The organism is Providencia sp. PROV119 (genome assembly GCF_028482435.1).
GTDB classification, from domain to species: Bacteria; Pseudomonadota; Gammaproteobacteria; order Enterobacterales; family Enterobacteriaceae; genus Providencia; species Providencia stuartii.
Genome location: NZ_JAMPQL010000013.1, coordinates 135,385 through 156,274, shown reverse-complemented (window position 1 = coordinate 156,274; position 20,890 = coordinate 135,385). Strand labels below are relative to the sequence as shown.

17 protein-coding genes are annotated in these 20,890 nt (G+C 43.7%); 3 read left to right on the top strand and 14 right to left on the bottom strand.

Translation table 11 applies throughout. The features are described from left to right. Window positions 1-44: 44 nt before the first annotated feature. The 6 genes from PSF11_RS12685 to PSF11_RS12660 form a co-directional block, all read right to left on the bottom strand. Window positions 45-1,241 (bottom strand): glutathionylspermidine synthase family protein, encoded by a 1,197-nt coding sequence (locus PSF11_RS12685; RefSeq protein WP_004915847.1) that lies wholly within the window; start codon window positions 1,239-1,241, stop codon window positions 45-47. Window positions 1,242-1,243: 2 nt separating this feature from the next. Next, window positions 1,244-1,972, bottom strand: coding sequence for a DUF1190 domain-containing protein (locus PSF11_RS12680; RefSeq protein ID WP_072502706.1), 729 nt, complete (start codon window positions 1,970-1,972; stop codon window positions 1,244-1,246). 16 nt (window positions 1,973-1,988) lie between these two features. Beyond that, complete coding sequence (locus tag PSF11_RS12675; protein WP_004915844.1) at window positions 1,989-2,396, bottom strand: DUF350 domain-containing protein; 408 nt, start codon at window positions 2,394-2,396, stop codon at window positions 1,989-1,991. Between the two features lie 404 nt (window positions 2,397-2,800). Continuing rightward, window positions 2,801-3,958: an ABC transporter permease gene (locus tag PSF11_RS12670; RefSeq protein WP_004915840.1), complete on the bottom strand. Its 1,158-nt coding sequence runs from the start codon at window positions 3,956-3,958 to the stop codon at window positions 2,801-2,803. Then, a complete protein-coding gene (locus PSF11_RS12665) occupies window positions 3,958-5,103 on the bottom strand; it encodes an ABC transporter permease (protein WP_004915838.1) in 1,146 nt (381 codons plus the stop codon). The genes PSF11_RS12670 and PSF11_RS12665 overlap by 1 nt, the downstream gene beginning before the upstream one ends. An 11-nt stretch (window positions 5,104-5,114) precedes the next feature. Beyond that, the gene (locus tag PSF11_RS12660; protein ID WP_004915837.1) at window positions 5,115-6,086 is read right to left on the bottom strand and encodes an HlyD family secretion protein; all 972 of its coding nucleotides are present in this window, start codon (window positions 6,084-6,086) and stop codon (window positions 5,115-5,117) included. Between the two features lie 241 nt (window positions 6,087-6,327). Between PSF11_RS12660 and PSF11_RS12655 the strand changes: the two genes are divergently transcribed. From PSF11_RS12655 to PSF11_RS12645, 3 genes are all read left to right on the top strand, one after another. Continuing rightward, complete coding sequence (locus PSF11_RS12655; RefSeq protein ID WP_004915834.1) at window positions 6,328-8,013, top strand: sensor histidine kinase; 1,686 nt, start codon at window positions 6,328-6,330, stop codon at window positions 8,011-8,013. Window positions 8,014-8,028: 15 nt separating this feature from the next. Further along, window positions 8,029-8,745 (top strand): two-component system response regulator BtsR, encoded by a 717-nt coding sequence (btsR, locus tag PSF11_RS12650; RefSeq protein WP_014657331.1) that lies wholly within the window; start codon window positions 8,029-8,031, stop codon window positions 8,743-8,745. A gap of 95 nt (window positions 8,746-8,840) precedes the next feature. After that, on the top strand, window positions 8,841-9,215 hold the full coding sequence (locus PSF11_RS12645; protein ID WP_004915826.1) for a YjaA family stress response protein: 375 nt from the start codon (window positions 8,841-8,843) through the stop codon (window positions 9,213-9,215). A gap of 115 nt (window positions 9,216-9,330) precedes the next feature. Here PSF11_RS12645 and PSF11_RS12640 read toward each other — a convergent pair whose 3' ends face one another. From PSF11_RS12640 to nusA, 8 genes are all read right to left on the bottom strand, one after another. After that, on the bottom strand, window positions 9,331-11,193 hold the full coding sequence (locus PSF11_RS12640; protein WP_072502705.1) for a DEAD/DEAH family ATP-dependent RNA helicase: 1,863 nt from the start codon (window positions 11,191-11,193) through the stop codon (window positions 9,331-9,333). 169 nt (window positions 11,194-11,362) lie between these two features. Then, the gene (nlpI, locus tag PSF11_RS12635) at window positions 11,363-12,280 is read right to left on the bottom strand and encodes a lipoprotein NlpI (RefSeq protein WP_004915819.1); all 918 of its coding nucleotides are present in this window, start codon (window positions 12,278-12,280) and stop codon (window positions 11,363-11,365) included. 78 nt (window positions 12,281-12,358) lie between these two features. After that, on the bottom strand, window positions 12,359-14,482 hold the full coding sequence (pnp, locus tag PSF11_RS12630) for a polyribonucleotide nucleotidyltransferase (RefSeq protein ID WP_014657328.1): 2,124 nt from the start codon (window positions 14,480-14,482) through the stop codon (window positions 12,359-12,361). A 280-nt stretch (window positions 14,483-14,762) separates the two neighbouring features. Beyond that, complete coding sequence (rpsO, locus tag PSF11_RS12625; RefSeq protein ID WP_004915813.1) at window positions 14,763-15,032, bottom strand: 30S ribosomal protein S15; 270 nt, start codon at window positions 15,030-15,032, stop codon at window positions 14,763-14,765. A 122-nt stretch (window positions 15,033-15,154) separates the two neighbouring features. Continuing rightward, on the bottom strand, window positions 15,155-16,099 hold the full coding sequence (truB, locus tag PSF11_RS12620) for a tRNA pseudouridine(55) synthase TruB (RefSeq protein ID WP_072502704.1): 945 nt from the start codon (window positions 16,097-16,099) through the stop codon (window positions 15,155-15,157). Next, on the bottom strand, window positions 16,099-16,509 hold the full coding sequence (rbfA, locus tag PSF11_RS12615; RefSeq protein ID WP_014657326.1) for a 30S ribosome-binding factor RbfA: 411 nt from the start codon (window positions 16,507-16,509) through the stop codon (window positions 16,099-16,101). The genes truB and rbfA overlap by 1 nt, the downstream gene beginning before the upstream one ends. 103 nt (window positions 16,510-16,612) lie before the next feature. Continuing rightward, window positions 16,613-19,345, bottom strand: a complete 2,733-nt coding sequence (gene infB, locus PSF11_RS12610) for a translation initiation factor IF-2 (RefSeq protein ID WP_004915802.1) — start codon at window positions 19,343-19,345, stop codon at window positions 16,613-16,615. 23 nt (window positions 19,346-19,368) lie between these two features. Further along, on the bottom strand, window positions 19,369-20,877 hold the full coding sequence (gene nusA / locus PSF11_RS12605; RefSeq protein ID WP_004915799.1) for a transcription termination factor NusA: 1,509 nt from the start codon (window positions 20,875-20,877) through the stop codon (window positions 19,369-19,371). Window positions 20,878-20,890: the final 13 nt, after the last annotated feature.

The following is a 20,890-nucleotide window of genomic DNA, read 5'->3' as shown; positions in this document are numbered from 1 at the left end:
GTCACAGCATTACCTCACTCTCACTCTCACTCTCACTCTCACTCTCACTCATTCATAATATAGTGAGGAACAAACCTAGAAGTATCTTTTGTGATTAAAGAGTTATCTTCACGTATACCTATCCCTGCTGGGGCATCTCCCACCACCCAGCTCCCAATTAAAGTGTAGTCATTACCGAATTTAGGCAAAAAAGCACTCGCCTGATAAATTCTAGGCTCATGAGCATACATCCCTAATTCTTGCGTGATCACTTCTTGCTCATTATTAAAAAATAATGAAACATTAGCGCCTTCACGTGAAAATAATGGCTTTGTCGTAAACCCTTGCCACGCTTTCCCCATATCCTGTTTTAATTTTCCCACAATATCGCTCTGCTCATCCGCAAAATAGGCAGGAAGTAAGTTAGGGTGATTAGGAAAAAAACGCCATAATAACGGTAATAGTCCTTTATTACTTAAAATGGATTTCCATAAAGGTTCTACCCATTCTGTTCGTTCACTACGTAGTACCGGACCATAATCATCTTGGAACATCCATTCATATGGATATAATTTAAAGCCTTGGTGAATAATTTGATCTTGTAAATCCGTAAAAACACCACCTAAACCTAATCCGATGTCTTCCACATAAATAAATTGTGTCTGTAGCCCTGCTTGACGCGCACAATCTTCCAAATATAAAACAGTTCCTCTATCTTCAATGGAGCCTTCACAGCAACAAAAATAAAAAGGGTGCTCATTGCGCCACAATAAAAAACGCTGGATAAGCTTTTCCTGTATCGAATTAAATTGATCGGCATTTGCAGGAAGCATACCTCTATCTGTCATGTCAGATAACCATTGCCATTGAAAAAATGCCGATTCATAAAGTGATGTCGGGGTATCTGCATTATATTCCAGCAACTTTGCAGGCTGATATCCATTCCATGAAAAATCCATTCGCCCATACAGTGATGATTTATTATTTCGCCAACTATTTGCAATCGCATCCCAATATAATTCAGGTATGGCTAATGCTTCTAAAATACGTTCATCATTGATAGCAGAATTGACTACTTCTAAGCACATTTGGTGCAACTCTTCGGTTGGGTCTTCGATGCCAGATTCAATTTGCGCTAATGTAAAACAATAAGCATGCGATTCATCCCAATAAATTTCATTGTCGATAATATGGAAGTCAAAACCATAATCTTGTGTAATTCGCACTAAATCTTCGCGTGGCTTTACAGGTATTCGTAACATAATTAACCACCTCTACTCCCCGATTTATGCCCAAAGCCCCCTCTTGATGTTGTTTTAGCCGAATTATTACTATATTTCGCAGGCTTTAGCCTATTCGAACCATCAGCAACCCATTTATCGGATGAACCTAGTTCATGATAAATATTCGGTTCATTTTTAGCGCGATAAAATGGACGAACTCGTGAAAAATAGTAATGAGAGCCTGAGTAAGAGCTGGTTGTATGACTACTACTTGCTGGCTGCGGAAATTCATTAAGCGCAAAACCAGCCAATTTGGGGCCATAAACATCACGCTGTATGCTATCGCAATATTCTGGCTTTGATTGTAATAAGCATTGCTGATATTCTCTTATATTAAGGGCACGATGAACTAAAACACAGTTATCTTTCCCATAATGATATTCACAATCAACTAATCGATTGTAAATCGCCATGCTTCTATTCAATTCTTGTTGTGCTTCTTCTTGTTTTTGTTTACAAAAAGAGTTGGTATAACCTGCAAGCTCACAATCATTAAGCCCCTTGAAAATCGTTATTTTGGGTGTTGGTGATTCGTCACTGCAACTGCGTAACCCCAAAAAAACGGCTCCTCCCATAATTGCCAACGTAAGTATATTAGCGCCTTTGCGTGGTTCATCTTTTACATCAAGGCCAATACGCTTTAATTCAGGCCCCTCTTGAGCCTTATTATACTTACGCTGTTTTCTTTTGATTTTATTTTTATTTTTCATAGAACATCATTATTCATTAATAGCTCATGCTTACTGCATTCAAAATACCAAATCCAAGTGATGTTCCACCTAAAAAGAGGCCTGCGGATATATTATTTTGCTCTATTTTTTCACTGATTTTTGGCATATAGATTTTTGTTGCACCAAGAACAAGCAATTGAACTAATAATGCAATAACACCCCATATTATACAGTCAAGAATACTAATAGAATGAGAAATCGCACTCGACAACGGAGTGATATAACCTAGCATCGCACCAATAAACGCAAGGCCAGCGGCGGTATTATTCTGTTTAATTAATACCCATTCATTATGACGCGATATACGTGTATAAATAAAGAGGAATGCAAGTACCATAACAGCACCAATTGCAAAATAACTAATAAAGGAGAGTAGAGCAGAAAGTATAGCTGTAAAATCCATGAAATTATATTTCCGTGAAAAAGGAATAAATGTAGCTTAACCTTTTTCAAAAATAAAGAGATTATAAATAATTCAGTGCATTTTACTTTTATCTAGAGACTATGATCTAATGATTCATTTTTTGCTGAGCATGATAGAGTAGTAGTATCAAATAAGTCGCTTTATTAATAATAGAATAACTGCATGAGGTCTAAACGATTAATTGATGATGACAATCCTGTCACGAATAAACCAATAATGGATTTTTCTTATCTAATGTTAAAAACACTTATATTTAAGTAAGAATACCAAACAGATAAAGATAATAATATTGAGTGCAAAATGATTAGTGGTGTTGCAGCTGGCTACCACCAACTGCCATCGTTTTTTATTTTCTGACAATCAAACACGCCAGAAGAATAATATTAATTATGATGTTGTTTACGCCAACGATGAATAATATGAGAAATCTGACGTAATTCACCATCACGCAACATGCCAATTAAGACACCAATTACAGTATAAATCACACCGAGCACTAACATCATCACAATATCCATCAAGACGCCACTAAAAGGTAGCCCCATTTGATTGATACCCGCCATGGCACTCGTTGCCCATGTTGATGGTAAAGCCGAAGCAATCATTCGTACCCATTCTGGCATGGCTTGTAAGGGCCATATCGTACCGGACATGTAAAAGACAGGTGTTGTAATAAACGCTAATGTCAGATAAATCATCTCGACACTACGCAAACACTCAGTGACCAACTTCCCTAACCCAATTACGGCAAGCAAGAAGGGAAAAGTGAGCATCCACAATTGATACAATGGCGCCTCTTGACGATAGCCTAAGATCCACGGCCATAATGCAAAAAAGACGGTCGATAAAAATAGCCAGATCGGTATCAAGGCCGATAGCGCCCCCAAATACACCGCTAATGGTGGTTTACCTTTCGGTGTACCGCGGATAGCAATACTCACGCGAACACAAGCAATCAGCAAGGAGTGTTGTAGCAACATCACTAACAACCCAGGAAACACAATCGCGGCAAAGCTTACACCCGGGTTATATAACGGCTCTGTTAAACTACGTATTGGCGTAATAATGACGTTCGCTTGCTCTTGACTAAATCCTGAGTTGATGAGTAATTGGGTGTTATAGCTATTTAATAACGTTTGATACGCACTCATTAGCTCTTGCTGGATCTGACCACTTGCTAAACGGTTTGTCGCATCACCATAAACGGGGATAGTGATATTTTTCCCATTTAGCAGGAATTTTTCAAAGTCTGTCGGGATAATAATAATGGCAAAAAGCTGCCGATTAATCATATCCTTACGAGCTTGTTCCAAATTGTCATAGCTGTGTAATTTAACTTTAGGCGCCGCATCCAAATCGCGGATAAGTGCCCGACTTGCCACACTATGATCCTGATCGATGACTGCAACAGGCAGATCCCACAAGACGGGTTTCGCATACACCAAACTCATCACACACAGTGAAACGATCAATAATAACCACATTGGCTTATCTAACATGCCAATCAGCACCTTACGGAAAGTCGCAAAATACATTTGCATTACAGCTCCCCTCCTTGTGCCGCAATACGTTTCGGCAAGCGCTTACGGATCAAAAATGCCGTCACTATTGGATAAATCAGCAAAAATAGACACACTTCCACAATACGTTTAAATGAGATCTCACGTAGGAAAATATCAAACATCGCATTGAGTGTATGAGTTAATGGCTCGATATTGGAAATAATCTGCGCAGGTAAAATCATGGATAATTCCGGTACAGCCATACCGGAGAAAGCGAGTGCAATACTCACTAGCATCCCTATCAAGCTGTAAGCCATAATCGCACTTGAAGTAAAGCTAAATAGCAGTAACCCAATACTTTGTGCCGCTATTACATAGAAAAAGCCCACCATTATCATATAGAGGGGATTCCCCACAACCTTAGCATCAAAAATACTGACCAAAGCCGCAAGTTCAACCACTAACAGTGTCGTAAAAAATAGCGTATAAGGAGCCATTTTCCCTAAGACCGCCATACCGAAAGGCTTCACGCTTTGTAAGATAGAACTACGTGATAATGTGTAAATCGTACAGGTCACCACAAACAGTTGTAGCATATGAATGGTAGCCGCAAATTGCTGATAATAAATATAACTACCACTAGGGTTAAATAAACTGTCATAAGAGAGGGTCACTTGAGCGAGCGGTGGTAATGCTTTCCCCATCGAACCTGCCAACTGAGTTCGATATTTGGCATTTAGCTCAGCCACCAGCCCACTAAAGTCTTGGATTGCATAGCTCCCTGACGCATAAAACAGCGCGTTATAGTACATGCGTAGCTCAGGTTGACGCCCCCGTAATGCATCGGCCTCAAAATTAGTCGGCACGTACAGCAGCGCATAATCCTGTGCACTGGCTAATCGTTTTAACGATGTATTAAGATTATTATCAATCGCTTTAACGTCAGCATGGGGTCCAGCATTGAGATCCCGGATAATTTGTCGGGAAACGGGGCTTCTGTCATTATCCACCACCGAAACAGGCAAATCCATCAACGTTCCTTCTGAGAAGTTAGCACTAACTAACGTGAATAACATTAATGGAAACAACCAGCTTAACCAGTGAAAAACCGGACTACGAATAGCGGCTTGTGTTTCTCGACTGAATGCATGCTCAAAACCATGCCAAGCGAATTTTAATCTCATACTCGCGCCTTTTATTTATCCCAGCGCCATAGCACGCTCATTCCAGGCCTTAAGCCGTCAACAGGCTCTACTGGATACAAACGAACCTCAAAGGTTTTCAAGTCAAAATCCCCTGTTGCACGTGTTGCCCTTTTTGTTGCGTAATCCCCTTTTGGCGCAATATAACGCACCTCAGCTTCGATTTTTTTATCGCCTAATGCAGGCACATCAAGCTGAACTCTATCGCCTTTTTTCACATCGACAAGAATGTCTTCACGTAAGTTATAGATAAAGTAAGACTGCGGTATACGCACCATGGTCAAAAGCGGGCTGCCCGCATTGAAAATTTCCCCTACTTCTGCGGGAATTGGACCGATTTCCCCATCCACTGGCGCTTTCACTTGTAAATCATCTAATTGGACTTGAAGCTCCGCGAGTTTTTGTTCTGCTTCATTCAGCGCCGCCTCATATTTTTGACGCAGTTCAATGCGATCACCATTCTTAGCTTCTTCAAGCTGCGCTTTTGCCCCTTGAACTTGCTGAAAAGCAACTTCTTTCGCTTTACGCGCATTATCAAGCTCATTGGCTGAAACATAGCCTTTAGCCGATAAATTACTTAAGCGTTGGTATTCACGAGACGCATTTTGGTATTGTGAATTGGCTTGTGCCAATGAGGCTTGCAGGTGACGGATCGTCTCTTCGCGAGTGCCATGGAGCGATTGTGCTAACTGTGCCTTTGCTTGATCTCTTGCGGCTTTCAAGGCAGCGTATTGCGCTGTTAGCTCAGGGCTTTCTAAGGTCAATAATAACTGCCCCTTTTTAACATCATCCCCACGCTCAACATGACGCTCAATAACACGACCTTTAGCCTTAGATGTGACCATGACTTCGGGTGCATCAACTTCACCTTGTAATAGCAAAAATTGATTGTGAGAATGGAAAAGTGCCGCCGCCGCTATCAAAATCAGCATCAACAAAATCAGTGCTATTGTTCTTTTTTTCATTATTAGTAAAACCCTAAATAATCACGGAGGAAACTATGGCTATAAAATTATCGCAGTAATTGCCGATACAGCGTTAATAAATTTGTGCGCAAGGTCACAAATAGAAGGGGGATATATAATATTGAAGTGACTTGCCCCTTATGTCAAATAAAGAAAAGTTAACTTTGACCAAATCGCTATTATCAAATCAGCCGCTTACGTTACAATTGCCCTGTTAAGACGCCACCAACTGGAAACCTTTATGTACGAGTTTGATCTCATTCTGCTGCTACTACAGCAGATGTGCGTTTATTTGGTCATTGCATGGGCGCTCAGTAAAACCCCCCTTGTTATTCCATTATTAAAAGTGACCATTCGCTTACCCCATAAAGTGATGTGCTATCTCATTTTCTCGGTTTTCTGCATCATGGGAACCTATTTTGGGTTACACATTAACGACTCAATAGCAAATACACGCGCCATTGGCTCTGTCCTTGGTGGATTACTTGGTGGCCCCGCGGTTGGGTTTGCTGTTGGCTTCACGGGAGGATTACACCGTTACTCACTCGGCGGCATGACCGCCTTCAGTTGTATGGTCTCCACCATCGTGGAAGGGCTAATTGGTGGCTTAGTCCACCGCTACTATATGAAACGCGGTCAGATCAATAAAATATTTAATCCTCTCACCGCCAGTTGCGTTACCTTTGTGGCCGAAATTATTCAGATGCTGATCATCCTATTACTTGCCCGCCCTTTCGGCGAAGCACTGGAACTGGTCAAAAGTATTGCCGCCCCGATGGTCATTGCCAACACGATTGGTGCCGCGATGTTTATTCGGATTTTACTCGATCGCCGCGCTATCGTAGAAAAATACACAACCGCATTCTCCGCACAGGCCCTAAAAATAGCCCTCTGCACAGATGGTATTTTACGTAAAGGGTTCAATACCGATAACAGTATGAAAGTGGCTAAAATTATCTATCAAGAGCTAGAAATTGGTGCGGTCGCCATCACCGATAGAGAAAAAATATTAGCTTTTATTGGGATAGGAGCCGATCACCATTGCCCCGGAACCCCCATAGCTTCAGAACAATCGCGCCGAGCAATTGATAATAACGAGGTGGTGTATGCCGATGGTAATGAAACCCCCTATAAATGTTCGTTAAGCCCAACATGTAAGCTCGGCTCTGCACTGGTGATCCCACTTAGGGGAGAGAACGAACGCGTTATTGGTACAATTAAACTGTATGAGGCCAAAAACCGTTTATTTAGCTCTATCAACCGTACATTGGGTGAAGGCATTGCGAGTCTATTTTCGGCACAAATCCTTGCTGGGCAATATGAACGCAATAAACAATCATTACTACAATCCGAAGTGAAGCTACTTCACGCGCAAGTAAACCCTCACTTCTTATTTAATGTCCTCAATACGCTACAAGCCGTTATTCGCAGAGACAGCCAACAAGCGGGTCAGCTAGTGCAATATATTTCCACCTTCTTTCGTAATAACCTTAAGCGTCCGGAACAAAATGCAACGCTTGGCGAAGAGTTAGAGCATGTAAATGCTTACTTACAAATTGAGAAAGCACGCTTTTGTGAGAAATTACAGATAGAGCTGGATATCCCTGAAGCATTAAGACAAGTAGAGTTACCTGCCTTTTCCCTACAACCGATCGTTGAAAATGCAATTAAACACGGCACCTCACAGTTATTAGACACTGGATATATTACAATTAGAAGTTATATACGCTGTGAACAGGTTTATATTGAGATAGAAGATAATGCAGGTCTTTATCAACCCACAGCTCAGAACGATGGATTAGGCATGAGCCTAGTTGATAAACGTCTACGCCTAAAATATGGCGAACAATATGGCGTTAGCGTGGAATATGAACCTGAACAGTTTACGCGAGTGCAATTACGTCTGCCTTATAGGCTAACAGAATAAAATGATTAAATTTCTATGAATGTATTGATTGTTGATGATGAACCACTTGCGCGGGAAAATGTACGCTGTTTGTTGGAAGAGCATGATGATATTGAAATTATGGATGAGTGTGCCAATGCCATTGAGGCGATCAGTGTTATCCATAAAAAGAAGCCCGATGTCGTGTTTCTTGATATTCAGATGCCACGTATTACGGGTCTTGAAATGGTACGCATGCTCGACCCTGAAGATAGGCCTTATATTGTCTTTCTAACTGCATTTAATGAATTTGCCATACAGGCCTTTGAAGAACATGCTTTTGATTACTTATTAAAACCATTAGAGAGTGAAAGGCTAAATAAAACACTAACTCGTCTACGCCAAGGCAAGCAAAAACAAGATCTTGAGATCCTAAGTGACCATGAACCACTCAAATTTATTCCTTGTACTGGTCACAGTCGTATTTGGCTGATGAAGTTGGACGAAGTGCAGTATGTGACCTCGCGGATGAGTGGTGTTTATGTGATGAGCACGCAAGGTCAAGAGGGCTTCACCGAACTGACACTGAGAACGCTAGAGTTACGCACACCTTTGGTCCGTTGCCATCGCCAGTATTTGGTGAACATGACAGAATTAAGTGAGATTTTGTTTGGTGACAATGGGCAAGCAGAGCTCGTTTTAAGGTCGGGCGAACATATTCCTGTCAGCCGTCGTTACTTAAAACCACTAAAAGAAGCGCTGGGGATCATTTAATGTGCCATACTGACTCTAAATAATTTGCGTTGTCGCTAGGCGACAAGTCAACATACTGCAACTTGGCGGATAACGAGTTTATAAGGAGATCACACATGGCGGACTTCTATTTACAACTTCGCACTAACTCAATGACTTTAAAAAACCTAAAGACCCATGAGGAGTACACCGCCGAAGGGGAGTTCTCATCTTCTCGGTTAATTGTCGGAGATTTCTACGTCGCCCAAAGCCTCCTAATACAGCTTATTGATGCAATGAAACTCAGTATTCGCCTTCCTTTAACCCCTCATCACCGCATTGTTATCCAAGCCTTAGAAAAAAATGAAGGTGGACTAAGCCCCGTTGAAGTCAGGTTATTAGAAGAAATTACCGTTACGGCGTTTAATCATAAACTGAAAAAAGTGATTGTCAGCCATGACGAATTACCCATGCCACAAAGGCAAGCGGAAGAATTATTAGATAATAAATAGTGTTATTACCTACCGTGTTAGAACAGCATAAAAAAACCGCTCCATTAATTTGAAGCGGTTTTTTCACAATTTAAGTCGTGCTTCCTAAATAGAAACACTCGGTAAATGTGTGCAATTAAGCATTATGGCTGGTGCTACGGCGGCGCGGAGCTGCCGAGTTGTGATCTTCATTACGACCACGTCCGTTACCACGATGGCCACCACGACGATTGCCACCCTCACGGTCGTTGCGACGCTCACCATTAAAGCCACCGTCACGGCGTGAACCACCACGACGCTCACGACGTTCAAACGGCTGTGCATCACCAATTAATTGCATTTGCATTGGTTTATTCAAAATGCGTGCACGGCTTAAGTGAGTTAACACTTCGGTTGGCATGCCTTTTGGTAGCTCAATCGTTGAGTGAGAGCCAAACAGCTTGATATTACCAATATAACGGCTGCTAATATCCGCTTCATTGGCAATCGCCCCTACAATGTGGCGCACTTCTACGCCATCATCACGGCCTACTTCGATGCGATACATTTCCATATCGCCAACATCACGGCGCTCACGACGACCACTACGATCACCACGCTCTGCACGGTCAAAGCCATTACGATCACGACGGCGATCATCACGGTCATTGAATTCACGACGTGGGCGACGCGGTGCATCTGGTGGCAGAATAAGTGCACGCTCACCTTGAGCCATTTTTAGCAACGCGGCGGCCAATGTTTCCATATCAACATCTTCTGACGGTGACAGTTTCTTTAACAGCGCGCGGTATTGGTCTAAGTCACTGCTTTCAAATTGCTGTTGGATTTTTTCAGCAAATTTCGCCTGACGACGTTCACTTAGCAATTGTGAATCTGGCAGTTCAACTTCAGGGATCGTTAGCTTCATGGTGCGTTCAACGTTACGCAGCAAACGACGCTCACGGTTCTCTACGAACAAGAGTGCACGGCCAGCACGCCCTGCACGGCCAGTACGACCGATACGGTGAACGTAAGACTCTGCATCCATTGGGATGTCATAGTTAACGACTAAGCTAATACGGTCAACATCAAGACCACGAGCAGCAACGTCAGTGGCGATCAAAATATCCAAACGACCGTCTTTTAAACGTTCTAGCGTTTGTTCACGTAACGCTTGGTTCATATCACCGTTCAATGCAGCACTGTTATAACCGTTGCGCTCAAGCGCTTCTGCCACTTCCAGCGTTGCATTCTTTGTACGAACAAAAATAATTGCTGCGTCAAAATCTTCGGCTTCTAAGAAACGAACCAGAGCCTCATTTTTGCGCATGCCGTAAACAGTCCAATAGCTTTGAGCAATATCTGGACGTGTTGTAATGCTAGCCTGAATACGAATTTCTTTAGGCTCTTTCATGAAACGGCGTGTTATACGACGAATTGGTTCTGGCATCGTCGCTGAAAACAGCGCTGTTTGATGCTCTGCTGGGATTTGGCTCATGATGTTTTCAACATCTTCAATAAAGCCCATACGCAGCATTTCATCAGCTTCATCCAGTACTAAGCCTTTCAATTTAGACAGGTCTAATGTACCGCGTTTCAGATGATCAAGCAGACGCCCAGGCGTTCCTACAACAACTTGTGGCCCTTGGCGCAAAGCACGCAATTGCACGTCGTAACGCTGGCCACCATATAGGGCCACCACGTTAACACGGCTCATGTGTTTAGAAAAATCGCCCATCGCTTCAGCAACCTGAACCGCCAACTCACGTGTTGGGGCTAGGACTAGAATTTGCGGAGCTTTTAAATCTGGATCAATGTTGTGCAGTAGCGGCAAACTAAAGGCTGCGGTTTTACCACTCCCCGTCTGTGCCATACCCAACACATCATTACCGTCCATTAACAATGGAATACATTGTTTTTGGATCGGAGAAGGTTTTTCATATCCCAGGTCGTTTAGTGCAGTCAAAATAGACGCTGATAAACCTAAATCAGCGAAAGAGATATCAGTCTCGGTGGTCATGTAAAGGTGCCTCATACTTAATGGCGGCCAGTTTACATAACCGTGCGAAAATCATTTCGGTCATTTTCATTTAAAATGTGAACTGGCTCAAATTGTGTTATTAAACGAACAAATAGGCCGTCACCCCGAAGGATGATGACTCAAAAAATAGTGATGAAATGTTCGTCAGCTATTGCTGGCCCGATTCTAAAAGGTCGTCTTGTTCTTGGCCTAACAGCGCCAATTCCAACAATGCATAGCGGTGTTCAACAAAGCTATGAGCGTTGTTAGCCACCGTCAGTTTGAATAACGCAGTTGCGCTATCCTTATCCCCCAGACTTAGGTAATGCTTACCTAAATAGAAGTTAGTTTCACTGAGATGCTCAGCGAGCGAAGTGTTATCCGTAGAAGTTTCTTTCAAGCGCTCCATCAATGTGTTTTCACTGATTTTGCCAAGGTAAAACTCTACGATATTCCAGCCCCATAGCCCTTTCTCCGCACGGTCATAACGAGCTGCAAGATTATCTTGCGCTACTCGCGGGTCTATGTCTTTCTCAACGAGATAAAGCCATAGCGTGCGAAAAGGATCATTTGGATCTATCTGATAATACGCCAGCAGATCATCTTGCGCTAGTTTGTACCGACCACCGTAATATAATGCGATGCCGCGGTTCATACGCGCGAAAGTGTAAGTTGGATCAAGCTCTAATACAGAATCAAACGCTTCATAGGCGGCATCATAGTTGCCAGCCTGCGTAAAATATATTCCTAAAAAGTTAAAAATTTCAGGAATATCAGGGCGAATCGCTAACGCCGTTGAAAAATCATTGCGCGCTAACGCCCTCAAACCGAGACTATCATACAACACTCCGCGCTCATATAAAAGCTGAGCGTATTCGTCATCGGTTAAAGATCGGCTCGCAAGGATTTGTTCCATACGAGCCAATATTACTTCTTGTTGTAATGAAGGTTGCAGAGGAACAGCAAATACCTCGTTTTTACGCCAATCTTTACTGCTGCATCCAATGAGCACAAAAAAGATAAGCGCAGAGACCACACGAGTAAACGTGCTTAAGCCCCTAAACCGAAGACAGATACTATTCAGCATACTCCGCCCTTACATTACCACTATTTCAGCAAATTACGGCTATGCGCCCTAACTTATAGGGCGCTGCTTAGATTCAGCCTATTCTGCTGAGTCCTGCTGCTGTGCTGGAGTTTCTTCAGTCGCAACAGCTTCTTTCATGCTCAGGCGGATGCGGCCTTGACGGTCGATTTCCAACACCTTAACAGGAACTTCTTGACCCATTTGCAGATAGTCAGTCACTTTCTCAACACGCTTATCGGCGATTTGAGAAATATGCACTAAGCCTTCTTTACCACCACCGATAGCAACGAACGCACCAAAGTCAACGATACGAGTAACTTTACCTTGGTAAACACGGCCGACTTCGACTTCAGCAGTAATTTCTTCGATACGACGGATAGCTTCTTTTGCTTTCAAGCCATCAGTTGCAGCAATTTTCACTGTACCATCATCTTCAATTTCGATTGTAGTGCCAGTTTCTTCTGTCAGCGCACGGATAACCGAACCACCTTTACCGATAACATCTTTAATCTTATCTGGATTAATGCGGATAGTGTGAATACGTGGTGCAAATTCAGAAATATCATCACGAGGGCTGTTAATCGCTTGTTCCATTGTACCTAGGATGTGCAGACGAGCACCTTTTGCTTGGTTCAATGCAACTTGCATGATTTCGCGAGTAATACCTTCGATTTTAATATCCATTTGCAGTGCGCTGATACCATCACGGCTACCTGCGACTTTAAAGTCCATATCGCCTAAATGGTCTTCATCACCAAGGATGTCAGAAAGTACGACGAAATCATCGCCTTCTTTAACCAGACCCATAGCAATACCAGCAACCGCTGCTTTAATTGGTACACCTGCATCCATCAGTGCTAAAGAAGCACCACAAACCGACGCCATTGATGATGAACCGTTTGATTCAGTGATTTCAGATACAACACGAACAGTGTATGGGAAATCAGCATGATCAGGCATGACCGCCATCACACCGCGTTTCGCTAAACGACCATGACCAATTTCACGACGCTTAGGCGAACCAACCATACCTGTTTCACCAACAGAGTATGGAGGGAAGTTATAGTGGAACAAGAAGCGATCAGTATATTCGCCCATTAACTGGTCAATAACCTGTGCATCACGTTCAGTACCCAGTGTTGCAGTGACTAATGCCTGAGTTTCACCACGGGTAAATAGCGCAGAACCGTGAGTACGTGGCAGAACGCTAGTGCGTACATCCAGCGCACGAACCATGTCTTTTTCACGACCATCAATACGTGGCTCACCACGAATGACACGGCTACGAACAACTTGTTTTTCTAGGTTCGCTAGAATGTCAGCAACTTCAGCTACGTCGACATTTTCATCTTCAGCCACGATTGCTGCTGTGACTTCTTCTTTGATCAGGTCAACTTGCTCATAACGCTCTTGTTTTTCAGTGATACGATAAGCATCACCCATACGGCTTTCAGCCAGCGCTGCAACTTTATCACGTAAAGCTTGGTTAACTGGCTCTGGTTGCCAATCCCATTTTTCTTTACCTGCTTCTTTAACTAGCTCATTGATTTCTTGAATCACGATTTGTTGTTGATCATGACCAAAAACAACGGCACCCAGCATTTGCTCTTCGCTTAACAGATCCGCTTCTGACTCAACCATCAGAACTGCGCTTTCTGTTCCTGCTACCACTAAATCAAGGCGGCTTAATTTTAGCTCATCTGCTGTTGGGTTCAGAACATATTGGTCATTGATAAAACCAACACGTGCCGCACCAATTGGGCCATTAAAAGGAACACCAGACAACGCCAATGCAGCCGATGCACCGATCATAGCAACAATATCCGGGTTAACTTGTGGGTTAACAGAAACAACGGTTGCGATGATTTGGATTTCGTTCAGGAAACCTTCTGGGAACAGAGGGCGTAATGGGCGGTCAATAAGACGCGCGATCAGCGTTTCACCTTCACCAGGGCGGCCTTCACGACGGAAGAAACTGCCTGGAATACGACCAGCAGCATAAGAGCGCTCTTGGTAGTTAACGGTCAGAGGGAAGAAGTCTTGGCCTTCTTTAACTTTTTTCTGAGCAACCGCGGTCACGAAAACGGCTGTATCATCCATGTTTACCATAACAGCGGCAGTCGCTTGACGCGCTATCATGCCGGTTTCAATGGATACGGTATGTTGACCGTATTGAAATTTGCGTACGATAGGATTTAACAAAATAGTACCCTTTATTTTAGGCCACTCGACTCTCTCTCGTGGCATTGGCTTTCTCTTCCTAACTACAGCCTCGCGACTAATGAGAAGACAGATATTCAAATGATCAATTTTCTCATTAGCCGCGCGAATCGGTGTAGCTGAAGAGGCGTTAATAAAACAATTAATTACGAATCATAGCTTAGCATTTAAGTTAAGTATAATTCGAGTCTTACTTCAACTTTAAATATAACTTTTAGAAGAAAAGGGGCCATTAGGCCCCTTTCCACTGAAACTGACTCGATTAACGACGCAGACCCAGACGCTCGATAAGAGCGGTGTAACGCGCGATATCTTTGCTTTTCAGATAAGCTTGCAATCTACGACGCTGAGCAACCATACGCAGCAGACCACGACGGCTGTGGTGATCTTTTTTGTGCTCTGCAAAGTGGCTTTGCAGATGGTTGATTTGAGCGGTCAACAAAGCGATTTGCACTTCGCTTGAACCAGTGTCGTTAGCATCGCGGCCGAATTCAGCAACGATTTTTGCTTTAGCTTCAGTACTTAGAGACATATTAAACTCCAAATGTATAAATGTATGTAATGAGAGCCAATCTCTAATTTAGCATCTCACAGATTAAGCGCCGCTATTCTACGCTGCTTATAGTCGCAAAGCAATAAGTGCCGCCATGCGGATTATTCATTTTCAACAACTAAACGCCGAGGAGCAACCCGCATATCTTCACTGATCAACGCAATGCCAATAAAACGTTCAGCAATACCACAAGTCACGCGAACCATGGTGCCTTCCGCTAATTGACCAATATTCGCCCTAACAGGCTGGCCCTGCTTAAAGTATGCCGCCGTTTCTTCTGTCAAATTAACGGCAGGAAAATGCACCACCGCAGTATCCATCGGCAACAATAAAGGGTCGAGCAGCGATTCAAAAGTGCCATTGCCTTCATCAACTTGCGCTCTTAATGCGGCGAGCTGCTCTAATGTCACCATCCGCGCATAAGGGTAGTTTGCTACCTGCAAGCGTCGTAGGTAAATGACATGTGCACCACAACCTAACATCTCACCTAAATCGTCAATAATGGTACGAATATAAGTACCTTTAGAGCAGTGAATTTCCAGTTCCAGTTCATTATTTTCTAAACGAATAAACTGTAACTCATACACTGTGATAGGCCGTGCTTCCCGCTCAACGGTGATCCCTTTACGCGCATACTCATACAAAGGTTTCCCTTGATGTTTTAGTGCCGAATACATTGATGGCACTTGCAATGTATCACCACGAAAATGCGCTAATGCCTCATCAAGCTGAGATTGTGTAAACTCAACGTTACGCTCACTGATGATTTGACCATGGGAATCCGAAGTGTCAGTACGTTGTCCTAGACGGGCAATCACACGATAACGCTTGTCTGAGTCGAGTAAAAATTGAGAAAACTTGGTTGCTTCACCGAGACAAACAGGGAGCATCCCTGTTGCAAGTGGATCTAACGCTCCCGTGTGACCCGCTTTATTTGCATTGAAGAAGCGCCGCACTTTTTGCAGCGCATCGTTTGAAGAAATATCAGTGGGTTTATCCAGCAGCAAAACGCCATGTATGTCACGGCCGCTACGACGACGCCCCATTATTTTTCCTCTTTATCATCCGCGTTCGCACGACGCATTTCATCATTACGAATAACATTGGAAACTAAGTTAGACATACGCATACCGTCAACCAATGAGCTATCGTAAGAGAACGTTAACTCTGGAATAACGCGTAAACGCATCGCTTTTCCTAGCAAAGAACGAATAAAGCCAGAAGCTTCATTGAGCGCTTTAATGCCATCTTGAACCATTTGAGACTCATGCTCTTCATGAGAAATGTTAAGGAAAGTCACGAAAACTTTACCATAAGCCAAGTCTCTTGATAGCTCGACACCTGAAACAGTTGCCATGCCAATGCGGGGATCTTTAACTTCACGCTGCAAGATAATCGCAATTTCTTTTTGCATTTCTTGGGCTACGCGCTGAGAACGACTAAATTCTCTTGCCATCGTTATATCTCCTGACATTTTGGGGGGCTATTGCCCCCCAATAAATACAAAGCTATGGATACCCGCGATAAGCGATATGCTCCCTTCGCGGGTATAAAAGAAATTAACCGTCAATCGAACGTTTAACTTCAATCACTTCAAAGACTTCAATCATATCGCCAACACGGACATCGTTGTAGTTCTTAACACCGATACCACACTCCATACCATTACGGACTTCGTTGACGTCATCTTTAAAGCGACGCAGTGACTCCAGCTCACCTTCGTAAATAACCACGTTATCACGCAGAACACGGATTGGGTTATTACGCTTGATAGTACCTTCTGTCACCATACAACCAGCGATAGCACCAAACTTCGGTGATTTAAAGACGTCACGGACTTCTGCAAGACCCATGATTTGCTGTTTGTATTCAGGTGCTAACATACCGCTCATCGCTTGTTTGATTTCATCAATCAAGCTATAGATGACGGAGTAGTAACGTAAATCAACACTTTCACTCTCAATAACGCGGCGAGCAGATGCGTCAGCACGAACGTTAAAGCCAAGAATGATCGCATTCGATGCCGCAGCCAGAGTTGCGTCAGTTTCGGTAATACCACCCACACCAGAACCGATGATTTTGATTTTAACTTCATCAGTCGATAGTTTTAACAGTGAGTCAGTAATCGCTTCACAAGTACCTTGAACGTCGGTTTTTAGAACAATGTTCAGTTCAGAAACTTTACCTTCTTCCATGTTAGCAAACATGTTTTCCAGTTTAGATTTCTGTTGGCGAGCCAATTTCACATCGCGGAATTTACCTTGGCGATACAATGCAACTTCACGTGCTTTTTTCTCGTCACGAACAACGGTTGCTTCATCACCTGCGGATGGAACATTGGATAGACCTAAAATCTCAACAGGCATTGATGGGCCAGCAGATTGAACTTCTTTACCGAGTTCGTTACGCATTGCACGAATACGGCCGTATTCAAAACCACAAAGAACAATATCACCTTTGTTGAGCGTACCTTCTTGAACAAGAATCGTTGCAACTGGACCACGGCCTTTATCAAGGTAAGATTCAACAACAACACCGCTTGCCATACCTGCGTAAACTGCTTTCAGCTCGAGGACTTCTGCTTGTAGCAAGATAGCATCAAGCAGCTCATCGATACCGGTACCTTTTTTCGCCGATACGCTAATAAACTGAGTATCACCACCCCAATCTTCAGAAATAACACCGTATTGTGACAGCTCATTTCTTACACGATCTGGATCCGCTTCTGGTTTATCAATTTTGTTCACAGCAACAACGATAGGCACACCCGCCGCTTTTGCGTGTTGGATGGCTTCGATAGTTTGTGGCATCACACCATCGTCTGCTGCAACAACCAGAACAACGATATCCGTCGCCTGAGCACCACGAGCACGCATTGACGTAAACGCGGCGTGACCCGGAGTATCTAAGAAGGTGATCATCCCTTTATCAGTTTTCACATGGTAAGCACCGATGTGCTGAGTGATACCACCTGCTTCGCCTGAAGCGACTTTCGTTGAACGAATATAGTCAAGCAGTGATGTTTTACCATGGTCAACGTGACCCATGATGGTAACAACCGGTGCACGTGGCTCTTCAACTGCTGAACCCGTATCACGGTCATTCATTACCGCTTCTTCTAGCTCATTTTCGCGACGAAGGATAACTTTGTGCCCCATCTCTTCTGCAACAAGCTGCGCAGTTTCTTGGTCAATGACTTGGTTGATAGTCGCCATCGCGCCCATCTTCATCATTGTTTTAATCACTTGTGAACCTTTCACCGCCATTTTGTTAGCGAGTTCACCAACAGTGATCGTTTCACCGATAACCACGTCACGGTTTACTGCTGCCGCAGGCTTGTTAAAGCTCTGTTGCAGTGAACTACCTTTACGTTGTTTACCTTTGACGCGATTAGAGCGGCCAGCAGCGCGTTCTTCTTCACGATCGGCTTTTTCAGAAAGCTTATTGCCTTTCTTTTGGCGAGGCGCTTTCGCACTACGGTTACGAGAACGACGACCTTCTTCTTTTTCGTCGCTTTCATCTTCCGCTGCACGAGCATGGCGAGAAGTCGTCGTGTGATAGTCACTATCGTCGTCGATTCTGGAATCATTGTTCCATTTTTCGTTGTTTTCTTCTGCCATTTTGCGAGCCTCTTCTGCGACACGTCTCGCTTCTGCTTCAACTTTACGTTGAGTTTCTTCTTCAACTTTACGCTTCAGAGCTGCTGCTTCAGCTTCACGGCGCTGTTTTTCAGAGTTGGTCTCACCGGCTTTGCCAGCTTTTTGATGATTTTCGCTTGATTTCACTTTTTCTCTTTCCGCTACTTCGCGCGTAGCTTTCTCAGCTGCTTCACGTTTTGCTTTCTCTTCGGCTGCACGCTTTGCTTCCGCTTCACGCTTCGCATTTTCTTCTGCGATACGTTTTGCTTCTGCTTCACGTTTAGCCAGTTCTTCAGCTTCGCGCCGTGCTTGCTCTTCCGCTTCACGCTTCGCCTGCTCTTCCGCTTGCGCTTGCTCAGCGTCGCGGTTCACATAAGTGCGTTTTTTGCGGACTTCTACATTTACCGATTTGCTCTTACCACCGGTGACTGGAACACTCAACGTACTACGTGTTTTACGTTGCAATGTTAACTTACTTGGCTGGCTCGCTGAACCGCCTTGCTCACGATTCAAGTGCCCCAGCAATGTTTCTTTTTCTGCCTGACTAACAGAGTCATTCTCACCTTTTTTGATCCCTGCTTCAGCAAATTGCTGTACCAGGCGTTCAACTGTGGTTTGAATTTCTGCTGCCAATGATTTTACAGTTTCTGTCATGCCGTTCCTTCCTGCTACAGTGTTTACGCATCGTTACCGAACCAGCAAATATTACGTGCGGCCATGATGAGTGCACCTGCCTTCTCACCATCCAGACCCTCGATATCAATCAGGTCGTCGATGCCCTGCTCAGCAAGATCTTCCAGTGTACAGATACCGCGAATAGCCAAATTATAGGCCAGAGTATTATCCATACCATCCAGATTCAATAAATCTTCTGCCGGCTGGTTATCACCTAGACTCTCTTTTTGAGCCAATTCAATCGTAGTGAGGGCCGCTTTCGCTCTTTCACGTAGAACTTCAACAGTTTCTTCATCTAAACCGTCAATTTCCAGAAGCTCTTTGATAGGCACGTAGGCCAGTTCTTCTAACGTCGAGAAGCCTTCTTCAACAAGTGCAGTGGCGAACTCTTCATCAATGTCAAGATGCTTAGTGAATGTGTCAATAGAAGCATGCGCTTCTGCCTGATGTTTTGCATTCAGCTCTTCTGCAGTCATGACATTTAATTCCCATTTGTCATCACCACGGTGTTTTTTCAGTAACTGTGCTGCTAAGCGCACATTTTGGCCGTTACGACCAATCGCCTGAGCTAAGTTACTGCTTTCTACGGCAACATCCATTGTACATTTGTCTTCATCAACCACAATAGATGCCACATCAGCCGGAGCCATTGCATTAATCACGAATTGAGCTGGGTTATCATCCCATAACACAATATCAATTCGCTCGCCGCCTAGCTCACTAGAAACAGCTTGAACTCGCGCGCCACGCATACCAACGCACGCACCGACCGGGTCAATACGCTTATCGTTAGTTTTTACTGCGATCTTAGCGCGAGAACCCGGATCACGAGCAGCGGCTTTGATTTCAATAATTTCTTCACCAATTTCTGGCACTTCAATGCGGAATAATTCAACCAACATTTCTGGGCGAGAACGGGTAACAAAAAGTTGTGCGCCACGTGCTTCCGGACGAACATCATACAGGACTCCACGGATGCGGTCACCTGGACGGAAGTTTTCACGCGGTAACATATCTTCTCGTAAGATCACCGCTTCAGCATTGTTACCAAGATCTAACGTGATATTTTCACGGTTTACTTTCTTAACTTGAGCGGTGATGATCTCACCTTGTTGCTCACGGAATTGATCAACCACCATCGCACGTTCCGCTTCACGTACTTTCTGTACGATCACTTGTTTTGCAGTTTGGGTTGTAATACGGTCGAAAGCAACGGACTCGATTTGGTCTTCAACGTATTCGCCCAGTTTTAGCTCTGGGTTTTCAAATTGTGCTGCTTCTAACGTAATTTCACGTGTTGGCATCGTTACATCTTCAACGATCAGCCAACGACGGAAGGTATCAAAATCACCGGATTTGCGATCGATTTCGACACGAACGTCAATTTCTTGCTCATATTTCTTTTTGGTTGCTGTCGCTAGTGCCGTTTCCAGTGCCTCGAAGATTTTTTCACGAGGGAGGGATTTTTCGTTAGAAACCGCTTCTACAACAGCCAGAATTTCTTTGTTCATCCTAGTTGCCTCA